Source organism: Acinetobacter sp. ESL0695 (genome assembly GCF_029392135.1).
Lineage (GTDB): Bacteria > Pseudomonadota > Gammaproteobacteria > Pseudomonadales > Moraxellaceae > Acinetobacter > Acinetobacter pollinis.
Window position 1 is genome coordinate 152,398 of record NZ_CP113932.1, and the last position, 19,924, is coordinate 172,321.

Below are 19,924 nucleotides of genomic sequence, written 5' to 3' on the forward strand. Positions count from 1 at the left end.
CATAAAATGACTTACATCGTAATTTTATGTTTAAAGTGGTTTAAATCCATCGGTATTTATTTACGAAATGTCGAGATATAGTTGTATTCAAATGTAACCATTACTTATAGCCATGAAAACATGGTAAAACTATAAGCGGTTATTGATAATGATTAAGGAAAGGTGAAATATGGCGTATTATGGTGATTCCGACGCTCAAGAAACCCAAGAATGGCAAGATGCCTTTGATTCTGTTTTACAACATATGGGTACAGAACGTGCCGCTTTCTTATTAGAAAAATTGTATCAGCAAGCTGTTGCTAAGCATGTCCCAATCCAGCGTCTTAATACGCCATATTTAAATACGATCTCAGTTGAAGAAGAGCCTGCTATGCCAGGGGACTCTAGTATGGAGCGTCGTATTCGTGCACTTATCCGTTGGAATGCCTTGGCGATGGTGTTACGTGCAAATAAAACAGGTGACGATTTAGGCGGTCACTTAGCAAGTTTTGCATCTTCGGCAACACTTTATGATGTTGGTTTTAACCATTTCTTCCGTGCCAATAGTGATAACTTTGGCGGTGATATGATTTACTACCAAGGCCACTGCGCACCTGGTATTTATGCACGTTCATTCTTAGAAGGTCGTTTAACAGAAGAACAACTGGGTAATTTCCGTCGTGAAGTAAACGGAAATGGCTTACCAAGCTACCCACACCCTTATTTAATGCCTGACTATTGGCAGTTCCCAACTGTTTCAATGGGACTTGGGCCAATTATGTCAATTTATCAAGCACACATTCAAAAATATTTAATGAATCGTGGTTTGATTAAAGAAGAAGACCGTAAGGTATGGGCATATCTTGGCGATGGTGAAATGGATGAACCTGAAAGCTTAGGTGCTATTTCTCTTGCTGGGCGTGAAAAGTTAGATAATCTTATTTGGGTTGTAAACTGTAACTTACAACGCCTAGATGGTCCTGTACGTGGTAATGGTAAGATTATACAAGAATTAGAGTCTTTATTCCGTGGCGCAGGTTGGCGTGTGATTAAAGTGGTATGGGGTCGTCAGTGGGATCCACTACTTGCAAAAGATCATTCAGGTGCACTAAAAGCATGTATGGATGAAACTGTAGATGGCGATTACCAGCGTTATCAAGTGAAAGGTGGTGCTTATACACGTGAGCATTTCTTTGGTAAATATCCTGAGTCTGAAGAGCTTGTAAAACACTTAAGTGATGATGATATTGACGCATTACAACGTGGTGGACATGATCCTCATAAAGTATATGCTGCCTATGCAGCGGCGACACAAAGTAATGGTCAACCAACAGTTATTCTTGCTAAAACTGTCAAAGGTTATGGTCTTTCTGACGAAATCGAAGCAGTGAACAAGACGCATCAGATTAAAAAGATGCAGTTAGAATCACTAAAATACTTCCGTAACCGCTTTAACCTGCCATTTAATGATGAGCAATTAGAAGAATTACCATTCTATCGTCCAAGTGAAAACTCACCTGAGATGAAATATCTTAAAGCGCGCCGTGAGTCACTCGGTGGCTACTTACCTGCGCGTCGTAAAGAAAGTGCTGCTTTACCAATTCCTGAGTTGTCTGTATTTGATGCTGTGTTAAAAGGAAGTGGTGGTAAAGAACAATCGACTACCATGGTTTCTGTGCGTTTAATTTCTGCTTTACTTAAAGAAAAAGCACTGAAAAATCATGTTGTACCTATTGTGCCCGATGAAGCACGTACATTCGGTTTAGAGGGTATGTTCCGTCAGCTTGGTATTTATGCTGCACATGGTCAGAAATATACGCCTGAAGACCAAGAGCAACTGATGAACTATCGCGAAGCAAAAGATGGTCATATGTTGCAAGAAGGAATTAATGAAGCAGGTGCAATGAGTGCATGGGCTGCATTAGCAACAAGTTATTCAACCAATAACTTGCCAATGATTCCAATGTATATGTATTACTCAATGTTTGGTTTCCAACGTATCGGTGATATTGCTTGGGCAGCAGGCGATGCACAAGCACAAGGTTTCTTGTTCGGTGCAACAGCAGGTCGTACTACCTTAAATGGTGAAGGTTTACAGCACCAAGACGGTCACTCGCATATCCTTGCAGGAACAATTCCAAACTGTGTATCTTACGATCCATGTTTTGGTTATGAACTTGCTGTAATTATGCATGATGGTCTAAAACGTATGTACGCAGACCAAGAGCGTGTGTTCTATTACTTAACATTAATGAATGAGAACTACGAACACCCACCAATGCCACAAGGCGTTGAAGAGGGAATTAAACGTGGTATGTATTTATTTGAAGAAGATGAAAAAGCAACTGTTCAGCTACTCGGTTCAGGCGTAATTTTGCGTGAAGTAATTAAAGCTGCAAAAATTCTTCGTGATGAATACCAAATTCACTCAAACGTTTGGAGTGTTACAAGCTTTAATGAGCTTGCGCGTGATGGTATGGTATGTGAAGAACATAATCGCCTACATCCGATGGATGAAACAGCACAAGAATCTTGGGTGTCACAGCAATTGCGCCCGACAGATGGTATTGTTGTTTCAGCAACAGACCATATGCGTGCCTATAGTGAACAAATTCGTGCATATCTTCCAGACAACCGCCCATATGTAACATTAGGGACAGATGGTTTCGGTCGTTCAGATACACGTGCAAACCTTCGTAGCTACTTTGGTGTAGATGCTGCACATATTGTTGTTGCAACACTGAAGAAATTAGCAGACGAAGGTGAAGTAGATAACCGCTTAGTTAAAGATGCTATTTCATCATTTGAGTTAGATACGGATCGTCCTGTTGCATGGGCACCACAAGCGCATCCTGAAGTACAACCCGTTGCTGAGTATCGTGAAGATCAAGCAGGTGAGGAGAACTAAGCATGGAAATCAAAACACCTGATATTGGTGTCGATAAGGCAACTGTTGGCGAAATCCTTGTTCAAGTTGGCGATACCATTGCAGAAAATGACAGCATTATTGTTGTAGAGTCAGATAAAGCAACTGTTGAAGTACCAAGTACTTCAGCAGGTGTAGTGACCAAAATTCTTGTAAAAGAGGGTGATGAAATCGGAGAAGGTGTTCCACTTCTTGAAATCTCATCTTCAGAGCAACAATCTGCTGCACCAAGTGAACCAAAAAAAGAAGAGAAAGTAGAACCATCTGCAACGCAAGCTTCTAACCAAGAAAAAGTAGAAACAGCGCCTGTTCAGACATCGACTTCTTCACAAGTGGTTGATATTCAAGTACCTGATATTGGTGTTGAAAAAGCAACTGTTGGCGAAATTCTTGTCAAAGTTGGTGACACGATTGAAGAAAATGACAGTATTGTTGTTGTAGAGTCGGATAAAGCAACCGTTGAAGTACCGTGTACCTCTGCAGGCGTTGTTGAAAGCATTGAAATTAAAGAAGGTGATTTAATCCAAGAAGGTGTTGTTCTTATTAAATTAAAAACAACAACTACTTCAAAAGATGCTGCCCCTGTTACATCGGCACCTCAGCAAGTAGAAAAGTCTGCTGAGCCAACAGTGCAAGTACAAGAAGAACCATCTACTCAAGCATTAGGTGGTTCTGTTGAAATGACAGTACCAGACCTTGGTGTTGATCAAGCGGCTATTGCTGAAATATTAGTAAAAGTTGGTGACACGATCGAAAAAGATGACAGCATTATTGTTGTAGAGTCGGATAAAGCAACTGTTGAAGTACCAAGTACCGAGTCAGGTGTGGTTACTGCTTTACATGTTGAAGTTGGACAGACTGTTAAACAAGGTGTGAAACTTGCAACGATTGAGGTGAAGGGCAGTTCAAAAGCATCACAAGTGAATGCGCCTGTTGCACCGCAAGCGACTGCGCCTAAAGCTTCATCTGCACCACAACAAGTTGTAGAGAAAACTTCTTCTGTCGAAGCACACTCATCTACTGAAAAACTAACGAAGCAACAACAAGCAGACAATGCCAAAGTATATGCAGGCCCTGCTGTACGCAAACTTGCACGTGAGTTAGGTGTAGTACTTGCTGAAGTGAAAGCATCAGGTCCACATGCACGCTTAATGAAAGAAGATGTTTTTGCTTTTGTTAAACAGCGTTTAACAGAAAAACCTAAAACTGCTGAAGCAACGACCACAGCACCAGCTGCTGGATTACCAAAGTTACCTGATTTTACGGCATTTGGTGGTGTTGAAGAAAAGCCAATGACGCGCCTACAGCAAGTTTCTGTACCGCAATTGTCATTGAATAACTTTATTCCGCAAGTTACACAGTTTGATCATGCTGATATTACTGACTTAGAAGCATGGCGCGGTGAGCTTAAAGGTGGCTTTAAACAGCAAGGCATAAGCTTAACCATTCTTGCATTTATTGCAAAAGCTGTTGCACACCTTCTTAAAGAAGAGCCTTATTTTGCTGCACATTTAGCAGATGATCAGAAAAGTGTCTTACTTCGTAACGAAATTCATATGGGCATTGCAGTGGCAACACCAGATGGATTGACAGTACCAGTTATTCGTAATCCAGATCAAAAATCAATTAAAGATATTGCAATTGAATTGGGTGAACTGAGCAAAAAGGCACGTGAGAAGAAACTTTCTCCAAAAGATTTACAAGGTGCAAACTTTACAATTACGAGTTTAGGTAGCATTGGTGGAACAGCGTTTACACCACTTGTAAATTGGCCACAAGTTGCGATTTTGGGTATTTCACCTGCAACGATACAACCAGTTTGGAATGGTAAAGATTTTGATCCACGTTTAATGTTACCGTTGTCGCTGTCTTATGACCATCGTGTAATTAACGGTGCAGATGCAGCACGATTTACAAATAAGCTGACGAAATTATTAAATGATATTCGTTCACTTTTACTGTAAATAATACATATAAAAAGGCCTCGCTTTAGCGGGGCTTTTTTATATTTAAAAACGATAAATATAAATCAATAAGAATTTATAAAACAAATAATTAAGATTATTTTAAGGTTTGTTTCAAAATAAAATTAAACCAACTATTTTGGTAGGGATTGCAATATTAAAAAAAACTTATATAATTATCAGTAACTTCATTGGGGAGTAGCCGCTATTTACAGTTGTTGTAAATAGATGATGATCAACATACTTGTTCTATCGAACATGGTCATCATAGCAAAGAACCAAATTTTTCTTTTGTTGGCAAGACCTTTGATTTATCACTCTGCAACTTTTTGGCTGGCAGGAGAGATGAATCATTGGTAGCTATTGCCAGCCAAGGAAAACATATATGTATGCCTTCCTAATATCCGTTGCAGTTGTTGCTCTTGCAGAAATGGGCGACAAAACACAACTTCTTGCCTTATTACTTGCCGCACGTTTTAGAAAACCTGTTCCAATTTTAGCAGCAATTGTTATTTCAACGACAATTAATCATGGGGTGTCTGCTGTTTTGGGGCAATGGCTCACCACTGTTGTGAGTCCAACCACGATGGTGTGGGTTTTAGCACTTGGTTTTATTGGTATGGCAATTTGGATGCTTATTCCAGATAAATTAGATGACGGTCAAGAAAGTATTAATCAATGGCAACGCTTTGGTGTCTTTGGTGCCACCTTTATTTTATTTTTTCTTGCAGAAATTGGTGACAAAACACAAATTGCTACTGTCGCGCTTTCTGCACGTTTCGATAGTATTTGGACGGTATTGCTAGGAACTACGATTGGAATGATGATTGCAAATGCACCTGCTGTATTTATTGGAGATCGTTTGGCAGGAAAATTACCAATTGCGCTCATTCATAAAATTGGAGCAGTTATTTTCTTATTGGTGGGTATAAGTACGCTGATTCAACATTATTATTTTTAGTTCTTTAGAGAACCAAAATGCAGTATTTGTTAAAAATACTGCATTTTTCTTTTATTTTAAATCAGTTAAATATGATAAAAACAAGCATCACATCAAGTATTTAAAAGAAATTAAAAGAAACGATGCAATTTAAAATAAAATTTGTTTATAATAGCTCACGGAATTAACCAGTGAGATTGTTATGCTAACCATCATTCAAGAAGCGCTAACCTTCGATGATGTCCTTTTAGTGCCTGCCTATTCTACTGTCCTCCCAAAAGATGTTTCTCTAAAATCGCGTTTAACACGTGATATCCACCTGAATGTTCCTCTTGTTTCTGCTGCAATGGATACGGTAACTGAAGCTCGTATGGCAATTGCAATGGCTCAAAATGGTGGTATTGGTATTATTCATAAAAATATGGATATTGCTGCACAAGCGGCTGAAGTTCGTCGCGTTAAGAAATTCGAAGCGGGTATGGTCAAAGACCCTATTACTGTTACACCAGAAACCACAATACGTGAACTGATTGCAATTAAACAAGCAAATAACATTAGCGGTTTGCCTGTTGTTAAAGATGGTCGTGTTGTTGGGATTATTACTGGGCGTGACACACGTTTTGAAACTAATTTAGAACAGCCTGTTAGTAATTTAATGACGACACAAGAACGTTTGGTAACTGTGCGTGAAGGCGAATCTAAAGAAAATATTCAAGCATTATTACAAAAACATCGTATTGAAAAAGTGTTAGTGGTTGACGATAACCAAGCGCTTAAAGGTTTAATTACAGTCACTGACTTTCGTAAAGCAGAGTCTTACCCAAATAGCTCAAAAGATCATTTAGGTCGTTTACGTGTGGGTGCAGCAGTAGGTACTGGTGCAGAAACACCATCTCGTGTTGAAGCTTTAGTTGAAGCCGGCGTAGATGTGATTGTGGTAGATACTGCACATGGTCATTCAGCAGGTGTAATTGATCGTGTAAACTGGGTGAAGAAAAACTTCCCACAAGTGCAAGTGATTGGTGGAAATATCGCGACTGGCGATGCTGCGCTTGCTTTACTTGATGCTGGTGCCGATGCTGTAAAAGTTGGTATTGGACCGGGTTCTATTTGTACAACACGCATTGTTGCAGGTATTGGTGTACCACAAATTTCTGCAATTGATAGTGTTGCAAATGCGCTTAAAGATCAAATTCCGCTTATTGCAGATGGTGGTATCCGTTTCTCTGGCGATATGTCTAAAGCCATTGGTGCTGGTGCAAGTACGATTATGGTAGGTTCTTTACTTGCAGGTACTGAAGAAGCACCAGGTGAGGTAGAATTTTTCCAAGGTCGCTATTATAAAGCTTACCGTGGTATGGGCTCTTTAGGTGCAATGGCAGGTTCTTCAGGTTCAGCTGACCGCTATTTCCAAGATGCAAAAGCAGGTGCAGAAAAGCTTGTTCCAGAAGGTATTGAAGGTCGTGTGCCGTATAAAGGTACTATGGGTGCAATCCTACATCAAATGATGGGTGGCCTACGCTCATCTATGGGTTATACAGGTTCTGCAACAATTGATGACCTTCGTCAAAATGCAAAATTTGTGAAAATTACTTCTGCAGGCATGAAAGAGTCTCATGTGCATGATGTGACTATTACGAAAGAAGCACCAAACTATCAGCTAGGTTAATTTATACTTTAAGTAAATTAACTGTAGGAAAACCGTCATTGTGATGACGGTTTTTTTATTTTTGGTGTAAAGTATTTCAAATTGTGAATATGAATTGGGTATAAATCTATAGATTGCCCACAGTAAAAGTTTTGACTGTATGAGAGACGCATGAGTTATTTTGGCACAGATGGTATACGTGGAAAATTTGGACAGCTTCCAATTACACCAGAGTTTGCATTAAAACTAGGATTTGCTGCTGGTAAAGTATTAAAGCAACATAGTTTTAATCATAAACCTGTGGTGGTGCTTGGCAAAGATACACGTCTTTCGGGATATATTTTAGAGTCAGCATTACAGTCAGGTTTAAATGCTGCAGGTGTTTATGTACATTTGCTTGGTCCATTGCCAACACCTGCAATTGCACACTTAACACGTGCATTACATGCCGATGCGGGTATCGTGATTTCTGCATCGCATAACCCGTATTTTGATAATGGAATTAAGTTCTTTTCATCTGAAGGAAAGAAACTTCCAGATACAATTCAGGATGAAATTAATAGCGAGCTTGAAAAAGAAATTGTCATTGAAAACACAGCAGATCTTGGAAAAAGCGTCCGAGTAAAAGATGCGAATGGTCGTTATATTGAGTTTTGTAAATCGACATTTCCTTACCATTATGATTTAAGAAATCTAAAAATTGTAGTCGATTGTGCCAATGGTGCAGCTTACAACGTTGGCCCAGCAGTATTTAGAGAACTTGGGGCAAAAGTTGTTACGATTTATAATGAGCCGAATGGTTTAAACATTAATGAAGATTGTGGTTCAACACACCCACAGGCTTTACAAAAAGCAGTCCTTGAGCATCAGGCCGATTTAGGGGTTGCTTTTGATGGTGATGCAGATCGTGTTGTATTGGTAGATCATCGGGGAAATTTAGTAGATGGCGATCATATTCTTTATATTTTAGCGACAAAAGCAAAAAAGAAACCTGTAGGTATTGTGGGCACTGTCATGAGTAATATGGCATTTGAGCTTGCGCTTCGAGAAGCAGATGTTCCATTTGTACGTGCAAATGTTGGTGATCGATATGTATTGCAAGCACTTGCAGAAAAACAATGGAGTATTGGCGGAGAGCCATCAGGTCATATTCTCACGCTAGATAAAAGTACGACAGGCGATGCGATTATCGCAACATTACAAGTATTGACTGTTATGGTTTATCAGAAAAAATCATTGCATGAATTGACGGCAGAATTAAAATTATTCCCTCAGGTTTTGGTAAATGTACGGTTAGATAAAATGATTGACCCGTTTGCTGTACCTCATTTGAATCAAGCATTCAAAGACGCTGAAAAACAGCTCGAAGGTCGTGGTCGCCTACTTATTCGTAAATCTGGTACAGAACCGATGATTCGCGTCATGGTTGAAGGTGAACATGCAACTGAAGTCACTGCTTTAGCCAATGATTTGGCTGATTTAATTCGTAAATATGCTGAGGAAAATGTTTGATGACTGATACGATTAAAGATTTAAGTGAGCTACGCTTAAGCTATGAGCAAGGTGAACTAACAGAAAATCAGGTTTCTCAAGATCCACATCAGCAATTCTTAAATTGGTTTAATTTTGCATTGGAAGCTCAACTTCACGAACCTTATGCAATGTCTCTTGCAACCGCAGATCGAGAAGGGCATCCACATGTAAGAACTGTACTATTACGTGGTGCAACAGAGCGTGGATATGACTTCTATACAAACTATGATAGTCAAAAAGGATTAGATCTTGCAGAAAATGCATTTGCAGAAATTCTATTTTATTGGCCAAGTCTAGAGCGTCAAGTCCGTATTCATGGTCAAGTAATTAAAATTTCTGAGCAAGAGTCTGTAGATTATTACCATAAAAGACCAAGAGATAGTCAAATTGCTGCACATGTGAGTACACCTCAAAGTGGTACAATTGAAAGCAGGGAAAAACTTCAGCAAAAATTTGAACATTTGTCAGAAGCGCTTCAACAGCAACAGACCTTAGACAAACCAAATTTTTGGGGAGGTTATCGCCTTCAAGCGACTTCTTATGAGTTTTGGCAAGGCCGTCCTAATCGCTTGCATGACCGTCTTCAATATATTAAACAAGATACGACTTGGGTTCTCCAACGTTTAATGCCATAAATTTATGCTCCATATTCGTCAAAGGCCACTTAAAACAAGCCCCGAAAAGTTTCTAGGGCTTTCGCCATTTATAGCTAACCTTTTAGCACGTCGTTCTATTCATTCAGTTTCAGAATTGGAACTTAAGTTACCTAAACTTCTTCCTCCCACTTTAAAAGACTTGGATAAAGCGGTAGGACTGCTAAATGATGCGATAGATTTACAAGAGAAAATTGTCATCGTAGGTGACTATGATGCAGATGGTGCGACCAGTACAGCAATTATGGTGTTGATTTTGCGTGCTGTAGGCGCACATGTTGAATATGTTGTTCCTGATCGTTTTAAATACGGTTATGGGCTGACTGCTAAAATTGCAGATTTGGTACAAGAGATGTACCAGCCAAATTTATTGGTTACGGTTGATAATGGAATTTCAAGTCATGAGGGTGTGCAAAAGGCACAGACCTATGGCATGAAGGTGATTATTACAGATCATCATTTAACTACGAAACAGCCACCAAATGCAGAGGCTGTCGTTAATCCAAATCAATTAGACTGTAATTTTCCGAGTAAATCTCTGGCAGGTGTGGGCGTTGCCTTTTATGTCTTGGCTAGCCTAATGAGACTACGTAAACAGCAAGGTAAATCAATTACATCGGTGACGCAGTATCTAGATTTAGTTGCGTTAGGTACGTATGCAGACGTCGCTACACTAGATTATAACAATCGTATTTTAATCCAAACAGGTTTAAAACAAATTCAAGCAGGGCATTGTCGTGCGGGTATTTTAGCACTACTCGATGTTGCAGGACGTGACTTTTCAGCGCTAACAGCACAAGACCTAGGTTTTGTTTTAGGGCCAAGACTAAATGCGGCAGGACGTATGGATAGCATGCGTATAGGTATTGACTGCTTGTTGTCAGAGGACTTTTCTCAAGCTTATACATTGGCAAGGCAGTTACAACAACTAAATTTAGACAGGCGACAAGTTGAAACTGAAATGAAAGAGGAAGCCCTAACAGCTTTAGCTCAAATTCAGTTAGATGCTACACAGCTTCCAAGTGCTTTGGTCTTATTTGAACCACATTGGCATCAAGGCGTTATAGGAATTGTTGCTGGTCGATTAAAAGAGCAGTTCCATCGTCCAAGTATTGTGTTTGCACCAGATGAAGATGGTATTCATATTAAAGGGTCTGCACGTTCTGTCGAAGGTATTCATATTCGAGATATGATTGAGCAGGTGGCAGAAACACATCCTCATCTTGTTCGTTACTTTGGTGGTCATGCAGCAGCAGCAGGATTAACCATAGAAAAGAAATATTTTAATGAGTTTAAATTTTGTTTCGAACAATTGATAGCTCAGGTCGATCAACAGCTTTTAGAGGCAACGATTTGGACGGATGGACAGCTTGAAGATAAATACTTTAACTTGCACACCATTGAGGATATTGAAAAATTAGGACCATGGGGACAAAATTTTCCATCGCCAGTATTTGAAGGTACTTTTAAACTGATCAATTATCGATGGTTAAAAGATAAACATCTTAAGCTGACATTACAGCTTGTATCTGGACAAGAACTTGATGCGATTGTATTTAATGCAAAAGATAGATTTGAATTTAATGAGCAAAGTGATCAGGTTTATTTGGTATATACCTTGGATAAGAATGAATATAATGGCAGAGTAAGTGTGCAGTTGAAAGTTACGTATTTATCTTCTGTATCATAGATGTTGTATAAAAAAAGCCATGCGGTTGCATGGCTTTTTGAGTAAATATAGCTTAGAAGCGGTAAGACGCGCCTACAGTATAAGTATTGTAGTTGTCATCGCCGAATCCAAGACGGCCATCTACACTTAGATTTTGGTTGAAGAATTTCTTAGCAGTAATTCCCCATTGATCTTGGTCAACTGATTTATCTTTTGTATAGTCAGCACCAACACTGAGTGTTTTATCGATGTAGTAGTCGCCACCAACATAGTATTGTTTGTTGTTGCCGTCACCGAATACACCGCGTGCTTCTACATTGATGTCATGCTGACCTAACTGTGTTACGTATTTTGCACGTAATGTTGGATCTGCGCCGTCATCACCATCTTTCACGTCATAGCCTTGTACACCTACCGCAACCAATAGACCTGGTGCAGGAAGGTAACCGACTTCAGCGTTATAACGTGTAGTTTTGCTATCCCAGCCATAACGTTTTACTTTGTACTCATCACGTGCTACACCGCCACCTAAGTAAAAGTCCGAGTTTGGAACGTAATATTCCGCACCGATACCGTAGCTAGAGTTTTTTGTTCCGTCATTGTCACCGTATTTTACGGCAGCATTTACGTTACTTGCACGGTCTAAGAACGCAGCTTCTGCAAGTGGCGAGTTCTTTACTTGTACTGGGTTAAAGTAGTAAGTACCATTTACCCCAAACTGACTCACACCACTGCCATGATCAGGATCTAAGTAGCTATAAGTGCCTCCCACTTCGCTTTGGTAGGCATTTGCTGTTCCCGTAAATGCAAGGCCTGCAAGGATTGCAGCTGCAATAAATGTCTTTTTCATGATGATACTCCTGTGAAACTTCACATTCATCTTTTGTTACAACTTTCAGTCTATGCGAAAAAAATATACGGTCAACTAGATACACGTAATTGAAATGTACGAACGTAAGGTTTTGTAATAATATTTTTCTAATATTTTGAAATATATAAATAATTTATATTGTTATCTTTTATTAAAAACGTTGTAAATATGTGATGTTAGCATATTTAATTTATTTTTGTATGAAAAATACACTGAATTTTCCAGTTTCGTATTTTTTGTTTGGGTGTTTATTTGATGTATCGCAAGAGCAATATGATAAAATAAGACAAATATTGAAAGTTTGTAGAGAGAAATTTACGTGGAAATTAATCCTTATCTAAACCAATTAAAAGACTTATCTGATCGTAGTGAAACATTACGGGGGTATCTTTGACTACGATCTTAAGAAAGAACGTTTAGAAGAAGTTTTACGTGAATTAGAAGATCCTTCGATTTGGAATGACCAAAGTCGTGCACAAGCAATGGCACGAGAAAAAGGTGAGTTGGAAAACGTTTTAAATGTATTAGATCAACTTGCTAAACAACTTGAAGATGCCAAAGCAATGCTAGATCTTGCAGTTGAGGCAGAAGATGAAAGCTTGCTTGAAGATGTTGAATCAGAGCTAAATACAGCGGAAGAAGCTTTGGCGAAACTAGAATTCCGTCGAATGTTCAGTAATCCGATGGATCCAAATCCATGTTTCTTGGATATTCAAGCAGGTTCTGGTGGTACTGAAGCACAAGATTGGGCATCAATGTTATTGCGTATGTATATGCGTTGGATTGAACGCCATGGTTTTAAAGCTGAATTGATGGAAGTTTCAGATGGTGATGTAGCAGGTATTAAATCTGCGACAATTCGTGTTGAAGGTGAATTTGCATTTGGCTGGTTAAGAACAGAGACAGGTGTACACCGTCTTGTCCGCAAATCACCATTTGATAGTGGCAATCGTCGTCATACCTCGTTTAGTGCAGTGTTTGTATCTCCTGAGGTTGATGACAATATTGAAATTGACATTAATCCAGCAGATGTACGTACAGATACATATCGTGCATCGGGTGCAGGTGGTCAGCATATTAACAAAACTGACTCGGCTGTTCGTTTAACCCACACGCCAACAGGAACAGTGGTTGCATGTCAAAATGAGCGTTCACAGCATGCGAACCGTGATCGTGCTTGGAAATTACTTCGTGCAAAATTGTACGAATTAGAAATGCAAAAACGCAACGAAGCCGCGCAAGCACTTGAAGATTCTAAATCAGACATTGGATGGGGAAGTCAGATCCGTTCGTATGTACTTGACGACTCACGTATTAAAGACTTGCGTACAGGTGTGGAAAATACAAATACCACAGCAGTACTCGATGGTGATCTAGACCGATTTATTGAAGCAAGTTTGAAAAAAGGACTTTAAAGGTTACGACAATTACAAAAAGAAACGGCATTGCGTATAAATCGAAATAATTAGATATATAAATCTATTTATTTCGATATACATATCGTGTATATTCGATATTAGTGATTGTGAAGCAATGCTAACTTCTAGTAATGTCTTTAGATGGTTTGATTATGGATATTGATTTAATTAGTAAGGCACTCGCAAACCCTTTAAGACGTCAAATTTTACTTTGGCTTAAAAATCCTCATGAACACTTTTTAGCAGGTGGTTATGCAGGTGATTTACAACAGGGTGTTTGTGCAGGACAAATTGAACAACTTGGAAAAGTTGCGCAATCGACCATGTCTAATCATTTATCTGTCTTACAGAAATCAGGTTTGGTAGATGTAAAAAAACATGGTCAGTGGTCTTATTTTTCTAGAAACGAAGCATTGATTCAGCAATATATTGAACATTTACAACAAGTACTCTAATGATCTAATCATGTGTATCGCGAAGTGAGAAATATTATGGCAGATCTAAATTCGTCACTAAAAATGGGTGACCTTACTCTAAAAAACCGTTTAGTCCTTGCACCATTAACCCGCGCACGAAGTGATGAAACACGTGTACCGACAGCTTTAATGGTTGAATATTATAAACAGCGTGCGAATGCTGGCTTAATTTTAACCGAGGCAACCGTCATTGGTGCAGATGCTGTGGGCTATGCAAATACACCAGGATTGTGGAATAAAGAACAGGCAGAAGCATGGAGTCAAATTATAGACGTTGTACATGCACAAAATTCTAAAATAGTCGCACAACTTTGGCATGTTGGTCGTATTTCAGATCCGACGTTTCTTAATGGTGAAACCCCTGTTGCACCTAGTGCAATTCAACCTGAAGGGCATGTAAGTTTAGTTCGACCAATGCGTCCATATGTAACACCTAAAGCCTTAAGTGTTGCCGAAATTAAAGATATCGTAAGTGCTTATAAACGCAGCGCTGAACTTGCAAAAGAGTCTGGCTTTGACGGTGTGGAATTGCATGCGGCAAATGGTTATTTGGTTGATCAGTTCTTACAAAGTGGTACAAATACCCGTGAAGATGAATACGGTGGTAGCTTAGAAAATCGTGCAAGATTACTTCTTGAAGTGGTCGATGAGTTGGTTAAGATCTGGGGTGCTGGACGAGTTGGTGTACATATTGCGCCGCGTGGTGACTCACACGACATGCATGATGATCATCCTTTAGAAACATTTAGTTATGTTGTTAAAGAATTAAGTAAGCGCAATATTGCTTTTATTTTCTCTCGTGAGTATGAAGCTGAAGATAGTATTGGCCCTAAATTACGTGAGCAGTTTACAGGTGCTTGGATTGCAAATGAAGGTTTAACAGCAACATCTGCTAAACGGATACTTTCAGAAAATCAAGCAGATGCAGTTGCTTTTGGTAAGCTATATATTGCCAATCCAGATCTGCTTACACGTTTAACAGATAATTTACCTTTAAATGATTTAGATACTTCAACAATGTATCCAAACCCTGAAAAATCATTAGAAGCAGGTTATACAGACTATCCTGTTTTAGACCAAAACTAGATGAAGAGGTATGGTAAGGAAAAATGCATTTGCCATATAAATTTATCTAAACTTCATTATAAGTTATTGTCTGAATAACTTCTTCTAAACAGGCCTTAAATATTTGATGTGATTTAAGGCCTTTAGATGAATAATGTTCGATTAAAACAATTTCTCGTCTAAAATTATCCATTTCTAGTTTTATATGTTTTATACCATTTGGTAATGAATTAACGAGTAGCCCTGCCCAAGGAATTATTGAAACACCTATACCTAACTTGACCATTTGAACAATGGCATCAATTTCATCTAACTCATAAATAACTTGGTGGTCTAATTGATTTCTAAGTAAAAACTGAGATACTTGTTTACCATCTATAGAATCTTTATCATATTGAATAAATGGATTATTTTTTATAATTTCACTGTAGTTTGTTATTTTAGTTTCGTCAGTGTAAATTAACATAAAAGGCTCATAAAAAAGCGTTTCAACACTAATATCTTTAGGTAGTAAATAGTTTGGTTTAACTGTAATTGCTAAATCAATCTCTTTTGCTATCAGTGCAGAAATGAGTTGCTTGGAGATTCCTGGAATAATTTTCATATCAACAAATTTTATATTTTGTTGAAATAATTTCAAGCTCATTGGTAGTATGCCAGTTTGTATTGTATTAATAGCACCTAACTTTATTTTTCCTAAATAAATTTCAGCATCAGATGCATATCTTAATTCATCGTAGACCTGTATTAAATTTTTTGCATGATCAATGATTTGTTTTCCTGCATCTGTGAGTGCAATTGAGTGAGCTGACCGAGTAAATAACTGTATTCCTAAATGATTCTCTAAGTTTTTAATTTGAGTACTTATTGCGGAAGGTGTAATACCTAAATGAATTGCTGTTTTCGAAAAAGAGCCATATCTGGTAACAAGTAAAAAAGTATTTATTTCTTTAATCATGATAGATAGGCTAAAAAATAATTATGCTCAGACTATAAAAGAATGATCAAGTAAATAAAAGAAATACCTTAATATTCAATTTGTTCAATCGATCTAATTGAAAAAGCAAATAGCTTTAAGGTGAAATATGATACTTTTAAAATATATAGTCATTTGCTTCATTCTGGTTGTTTCTCCAGGGCCAAACACTTTCTTGATTTTTAGTACAGCATCATACCTTGGTAAAAGAGAGTCTTTATTAAAAATACTTGGTCTTGTCGTTGCAACATATATTCATGGTTTATTATCTCTATTTGGGATTTCTTTAATTCTTTTGAAATCTTATAACTTATTTATGATGATAAAAGTATTTGGTGCACTATACTTGTTTTACTTAGGTATAAAATTTATTGTACAAGGTATAAAAATTAAGAATAAACAAGTTTTGCAACTAAGCAATGTTAAAAAAACAAATAACTTACATAGCTTTAAAGAGGGATTCTTAACACAAATTCTTAATCCTAAAGTATCCATGTTTTATATTGCGGCTTTTCCACAGTTTATCCATTTTTCTCAAGGTCAGTATCATCTACAAGGTATAGTTTTAATAACTATACATGCTTTAATGATTACATCTTGGTTTATATTAATGACTATTTTTATCAAAAAATTCACAATAATTCTTAATAATCAAAAATATAGTAAAATTTTGATGTATGTTTCAGGATCATGCCTTATCTATTTTTCAATTTTACTTTATCTACAACCGATTCCAGAATTTAGTCACTTCTAGATACTTAAAGTATAGTAGTTTTAGACTGTTTGCTTTATTCATAATTAGTATGTCTATTTTAAAATCCTTTGATATAATTTCAAAAGATTTGATGGCGAGTAACTACCATTTTTTTGTAGTTACTTTGCTTTAAGTAGATAAGGATTTTTTCATTGCAACCTCCGTTTTGGTATCAGCTTTTACTTCATTGTATACAACCGCTTTATCGTTGGCGAGTTAAAAAGAGATCAAATAATTCATCGTTGTTAGCAGATGAGTTAACACAACGATTCGGAAGTTTAGCTCCTCCTTTAAATACAAATGTCATTTGGTTCCATGCAGTATCTGTCGGAGAAACCAATGCAGCTCAACCACTGATTGAGCATTACTTAAAGCAAGGTAAAAATGTACTTGTAACCAATACAACAAAAACAGGTCAGGCAAGAGTAAAATCATTATTCGTCGAAAAATACCCATCTTCATTTCAAGCTGTTTTTTTACCTATTGATACGCAATCTCAAATTGAGAAATTCTTAAGCCAGTATCAACCTAAAATTTTACTTCTAATGGAAACTGAGCTATGGCCTAATTTACTTGCCATGACAGCTAACAAAGGTATTCCTCAACTCTTATTAAATGCAAGGCTCTCGGAAAAATCTGCCCGTGGCTACGCTAAATTTAAGCGTTTAACTCAACCGATGCTTGAACAGCTAAGTTGGATTGCAACGCAAGATGAAGCAACTTATAAGCGATTTGTATCTTTGGGAAAAAAGACGGATGCAATGAGCATTGTAGGTAATATTAAATTCGATATTCAACCTCCCGAGCAAGCATTGAAGCAGGCAGAAGCGTTATATCAGGACTGGCAATTGCATCATCGAAAAATTATAGTTTTGGCCAGTACGCATGCAGATGAAGAAAAAAATATTTTAAATGCATTCATACCTTACTTTAAACAAGATCCTCAATTACTTTGTGTTGTTGTACCACGCCATCCTGAGCGGTTTGATGAGGTATATCAGGTGATTAAAGATTTAGGTTTAAATGTTCAACGCCGTAGCTCACAACAACCTATAGAGAAAAATACGCAAGTTTATTTAGCAGACAGTATGGGAGAGTTATGGCTTTGGTATGCACTTAGTCAAGTGACTTATGTGGGTGGATCATTAAATGAGCCTGGGGGTGGACATAATATTCTTGAACCTATTGCAGTAAATGTAGCTACAATATTAGGTAAAAATTATTTTAATTTTCAAACGTTGGTGGATGAGTTTGTTTCACATCATGCTATACAAGTCGTTAACTCTCCAGAAGAAGCGGCAGATGTACTCTATCGGCTTCTAGATAATACCCAACAGCGTCAGGAGATGGTTAAGCAAGCCAATAAAATATTAAAAAAGAATCAAGGCTCCGTCCTCCGTCATATTCAATTAATTGATCAATTTCTATGAATATTGTTTTATTAGAAGAATCTGAAAAAAATAAAACATGTTGGATGATCCGAGATCAAAGACAGTTGGCACATATTTGTACCCATTTGAAGGCGAAGGTTGGCGATACATTAAAAATTGGTATAAAAAATGGTCCTCGATACGTTGCTGAGGTCGTGACCATAGCACCGAAAGAAATACAAATAAAAGCTTTAAAAAATGTATCTGTTCCTGAAAAACATCCAATTACACTAATTGTTGCTTTACCTCGACCGAAAGTCTTGCGTCGTTTAATTATGGATAGCGTAACACTTGGTGTGGAGAAAATTATTTTATTACATAGCTTTCGAGTAGATAAAAGTTATTGGCAGAGCCCATTTTTAAAGCAAATAAATGATTATGTTACGCTAGGGCTCGAACAGGCGGGGGATACCTACGTACCTCAGATTGAGTGTTATCAAAGGTTCAAACCATTTGTAGAGGATATACTTCCTCAGCTTATTCAGCAAAAAGATTGGGCCTATGTGGCACATCCTTATGTGGAAAATACTTTGCCCAAAGAGATTGTCTCTAAGAACGGTATAATTATAATTGGGCCTGAAGGTGGATTTATCCCTTATGAGGTTGATTTACTTATAAAAAATGGTTGCCAAGCGATTCAATTTGGCAACCGTATACTTAGAACAGAAACAGCAGTTTCTTATTTACTTGGACGCTTGTCTGTTTAAGATTGACCTTCTATGGCTTTAACAGGCGCTTGAGTAATTTGTTCTTGAATTGGATATGGAATGCTAATATTGTTTTTCGCAAACGCAGCAACTACCAACTCCTGAATTTCACTAATTGAATTATTAATCGCAACTTTATTGGTATCGATCCACCAACGAATATTGATATTAATTGCAAAGTCACCTAATGCAGTCACGTTAACGATACTCGCAGGTTGATTAAGTACCCCTTTGTTTTCTTCTAAAATTTTAAGAATAACGTCTTTTGCTTTTTGAATATCATCTGTATAACCGATACCAACATTAAATTCACAACGGCGTTGTGTATACGCAGTGACGACGGTAATTGAGCTGGTATAAACAGTTGCATTTGGAATAACAAGACGGCGACCATCATATGAACGTAACGTTGTTGCACGAATTTGAATATCTTCAACAGTCCCTTCTAAACCATTACATACAATCGCATCGCCAATACGGAAAGGTTCACTCAGTAAAATAAGAATTCCTGAGAGTAGGTTTTGAAAGATATCTTTAAATGCAAAACCGATAGCGACCGAACCAATCCCTAAAGCGCTCATAAGTTGGCCAGGAGTAAAGCCAGGAATAGCAATAACGAGGGCGATGAGGAAGCCAAAGAAAATAATAAATGTGCTACCAACACGGTTAAGTACCAGTACTAAATTTTGTTTTGCATAAGGACGATTTGAGAGTGCCTTTGCCACAAAAATCTTAAATACTTTAGAAAGTAACCAAAATATAATAAAGACAATTATAGCGATACAAAGGTAGGGAACACGCTCCCAAAAGCTATTAACGATACGGTCGATGGTCAGATACGCATCATGATATTGACCACTTTGACTGAACATATTTGCAGCTTTATTGCCTGCATTTGTTATGACGTTTTGTTCT

Annotated in this window: 16 protein-coding genes and 1 riboswitch; of the genes, 13 read left to right on the top strand and 3 right to left on the bottom strand. The window is 37.7% G+C overall.

Annotated elements, in window-relative coordinates; genetic code table 11:
- The first annotated feature begins 169 nt into the window (after positions 1-169).
- From aceE to recJ, 7 genes are all read left to right on the top strand, one after another.
- On the top strand, positions 170-2,887 hold the full coding sequence (gene aceE, locus OZX61_RS00785) for a pyruvate dehydrogenase (acetyl-transferring), homodimeric type (protein ID WP_195771956.1): 2,718 nt from the start codon (positions 170-172) through the stop codon (positions 2,885-2,887).
- Positions 2,888-2,889: 2 nt separating this feature from the next.
- Positions 2,890-4,869 (top strand): 2-oxo acid dehydrogenase subunit E2, encoded by a 1,980-nt coding sequence (locus OZX61_RS00790; RefSeq protein ID WP_277094991.1) that lies wholly within the window; start codon positions 2,890-2,892, stop codon positions 4,867-4,869.
- Between the two features lie 181 nt (positions 4,870-5,050).
- Positions 5,051-5,180, top strand: a riboswitch (yybP-ykoY riboswitch).
- 74 nt (positions 5,181-5,254) lie between these two features.
- Positions 5,255-5,830 carry a TMEM165/GDT1 family protein gene (locus tag OZX61_RS00795; protein WP_195771953.1) on the top strand — a complete coding sequence of 192 codons (576 nt, stop codon included), beginning with the start codon at positions 5,255-5,257 and terminating at the stop codon, positions 5,828-5,830.
- Between the two features lie 181 nt (positions 5,831-6,011).
- Positions 6,012-7,478: an IMP dehydrogenase gene (guaB, locus tag OZX61_RS00800; RefSeq protein WP_195771952.1), complete on the top strand. Its 1,467-nt coding sequence runs from the start codon at positions 6,012-6,014 to the stop codon at positions 7,476-7,478.
- Positions 7,479-7,628: 150 nt separating this feature from the next.
- Entirely contained in the window at positions 7,629-8,969 is a 1,341-nt protein-coding gene (gene glmM, locus OZX61_RS00805; protein ID WP_277094992.1) for a phosphoglucosamine mutase, read from the top strand.
- Positions 8,969-9,625: a pyridoxamine 5'-phosphate oxidase gene (pdxH, locus tag OZX61_RS00810; protein WP_195771949.1), complete on the top strand. Its 657-nt coding sequence runs from the start codon at positions 8,969-8,971 to the stop codon at positions 9,623-9,625. The genes glmM and pdxH overlap by 1 nt, the downstream gene beginning before the upstream one ends.
- A 4-nt stretch (positions 9,626-9,629) precedes the next feature.
- Positions 9,630-11,333 carry a single-stranded-DNA-specific exonuclease RecJ gene (gene recJ, locus OZX61_RS00815; RefSeq protein ID WP_277094993.1) on the top strand — a complete coding sequence of 568 codons (1,704 nt, stop codon included), beginning with the start codon at positions 9,630-9,632 and terminating at the stop codon, positions 11,331-11,333.
- A gap of 52 nt (positions 11,334-11,385) precedes the next feature.
- Here the strand turns inward: recJ and OZX61_RS00820 are convergent, their stop codons facing one another.
- Complete coding sequence (locus OZX61_RS00820) at positions 11,386-12,162, bottom strand: putative porin (protein ID WP_195771945.1); 777 nt, start codon at positions 12,160-12,162, stop codon at positions 11,386-11,388.
- A gap of 340 nt (positions 12,163-12,502) precedes the next feature.
- Here OZX61_RS00820 and prfB point away from each other — a divergent pair.
- The 3 genes from prfB (at position 12,503) to OZX61_RS00835 (ending at position 15,163) form a co-directional block, all read left to right on the top strand.
- A protein-coding gene (gene prfB, locus OZX61_RS00825) for a peptide chain release factor 2 (protein ID WP_277094994.1) occupies positions 12,503-13,598 on the top strand; the annotation gives its coding sequence in 2 pieces (ribosomal slippage) (positions 12,503-12,574 and positions 12,576-13,598; 1,095 coding nt in all).
- A gap of 155 nt (positions 13,599-13,753) precedes the next feature.
- Complete coding sequence (locus OZX61_RS00830) at positions 13,754-14,056, top strand: helix-turn-helix transcriptional regulator (RefSeq protein WP_195771943.1); 303 nt, start codon at positions 13,754-13,756, stop codon at positions 14,054-14,056.
- A 36-nt stretch (positions 14,057-14,092) separates the two neighbouring features.
- Positions 14,093-15,163 (top strand): alkene reductase, encoded by a 1,071-nt coding sequence (locus tag OZX61_RS00835; RefSeq protein WP_277094995.1) that lies wholly within the window; start codon positions 14,093-14,095, stop codon positions 15,161-15,163.
- A 46-nt stretch (positions 15,164-15,209) separates the two neighbouring features.
- Here the strand turns inward: OZX61_RS00835 and OZX61_RS00840 are convergent, their stop codons facing one another.
- Positions 15,210-16,100 (bottom strand): LysR family transcriptional regulator, encoded by an 891-nt coding sequence (locus OZX61_RS00840; protein ID WP_277094996.1) that lies wholly within the window; start codon positions 16,098-16,100, stop codon positions 15,210-15,212.
- 127 nt (positions 16,101-16,227) lie between these two features.
- Between OZX61_RS00840 and OZX61_RS00845 the strand changes: the two genes are divergently transcribed.
- From OZX61_RS00845 to OZX61_RS00855, 3 genes are all read left to right on the top strand, one after another.
- The gene (locus tag OZX61_RS00845; protein WP_277094997.1) at positions 16,228-16,872 is read left to right on the top strand and encodes a LysE family translocator; all 645 of its coding nucleotides are present in this window, start codon (positions 16,228-16,230) and stop codon (positions 16,870-16,872) included.
- A gap of 143 nt (positions 16,873-17,015) precedes the next feature.
- Complete coding sequence (locus OZX61_RS00850; RefSeq protein ID WP_277095605.1) at positions 17,016-18,302, top strand: 3-deoxy-D-manno-octulosonic acid transferase; 1,287 nt, start codon at positions 17,016-17,018, stop codon at positions 18,300-18,302.
- Complete coding sequence (locus tag OZX61_RS00855) at positions 18,299-19,009, top strand: 16S rRNA (uracil(1498)-N(3))-methyltransferase (protein WP_277094998.1); 711 nt, start codon at positions 18,299-18,301, stop codon at positions 19,007-19,009. The genes OZX61_RS00850 and OZX61_RS00855 overlap by 4 nt, the downstream gene beginning before the upstream one ends.
- Here the strand turns inward: OZX61_RS00855 and OZX61_RS00860 are convergent.
- Positions 19,006-19,911, bottom strand: coding sequence for a mechanosensitive ion channel family protein (locus tag OZX61_RS00860; protein ID WP_277095606.1), 906 nt, complete (start codon positions 19,909-19,911; stop codon positions 19,006-19,008). The two genes, OZX61_RS00855 and OZX61_RS00860, sit on opposite strands and share 4 nt — an antisense overlap.
- Positions 19,912-19,924 lie beyond the last annotated feature (13 nt).

Excerpts from the sequence above, each read along its gene's own strand:
- OZX61_RS00830 (WP_195771943.1), top strand. The coding sequence starts at position 13,754 with ATGGATATTGATTTAATTAGTAAGGCACTCGCAAACCCTTTAAGACGT.
- OZX61_RS00835 (WP_277094995.1), top strand. The coding sequence starts at position 14,093 with ATGGCAGATCTAAATTCGTCACTAAAAATGGGTGACCTTACTCTAAAA.
- recJ (WP_277094993.1), top strand. The coding sequence starts at position 9,630 with ATGCTCCATATTCGTCAAAGGCCACTTAAAACAAGCCCCGAAAAGTTT.
- pdxH (WP_195771949.1), top strand. The coding sequence starts at position 8,969 with ATGACTGATACGATTAAAGATTTAAGTGAGCTACGCTTAAGCTATGAG.
- aceE (WP_195771956.1), top strand. The coding sequence starts at position 170 with ATGGCGTATTATGGTGATTCCGACGCTCAAGAAACCCAAGAATGGCAA.
- OZX61_RS00845 (WP_277094997.1), top strand. The coding sequence starts at position 16,228 with ATGATACTTTTAAAATATATAGTCATTTGCTTCATTCTGGTTGTTTCT.
- OZX61_RS00855 (WP_277094998.1), top strand. The coding sequence starts at position 18,299 with ATGAATATTGTTTTATTAGAAGAATCTGAAAAAAATAAAACATGTTGG.
- OZX61_RS00795 (WP_195771953.1), top strand. The coding sequence starts at position 5,255 with ATGTATGCCTTCCTAATATCCGTTGCAGTTGTTGCTCTTGCAGAAATG.
- glmM (WP_277094992.1), top strand. The coding sequence starts at position 7,629 with ATGAGTTATTTTGGCACAGATGGTATACGTGGAAAATTTGGACAGCTT.
- OZX61_RS00840 (WP_277094996.1), bottom strand. The coding sequence starts at position 16,100 with ATGATTAAAGAAATAAATACTTTTTTACTTGTTACCAGATATGGCTCT.
- guaB (WP_195771952.1), top strand. The coding sequence starts at position 6,012 with ATGCTAACCATCATTCAAGAAGCGCTAACCTTCGATGATGTCCTTTTA.
- OZX61_RS00820 (WP_195771945.1), bottom strand. The coding sequence starts at position 12,162 with ATGAAAAAGACATTTATTGCAGCTGCAATCCTTGCAGGCCTTGCATTT.
- OZX61_RS00790 (WP_277094991.1), top strand. The coding sequence starts at position 2,890 with ATGGAAATCAAAACACCTGATATTGGTGTCGATAAGGCAACTGTTGGC.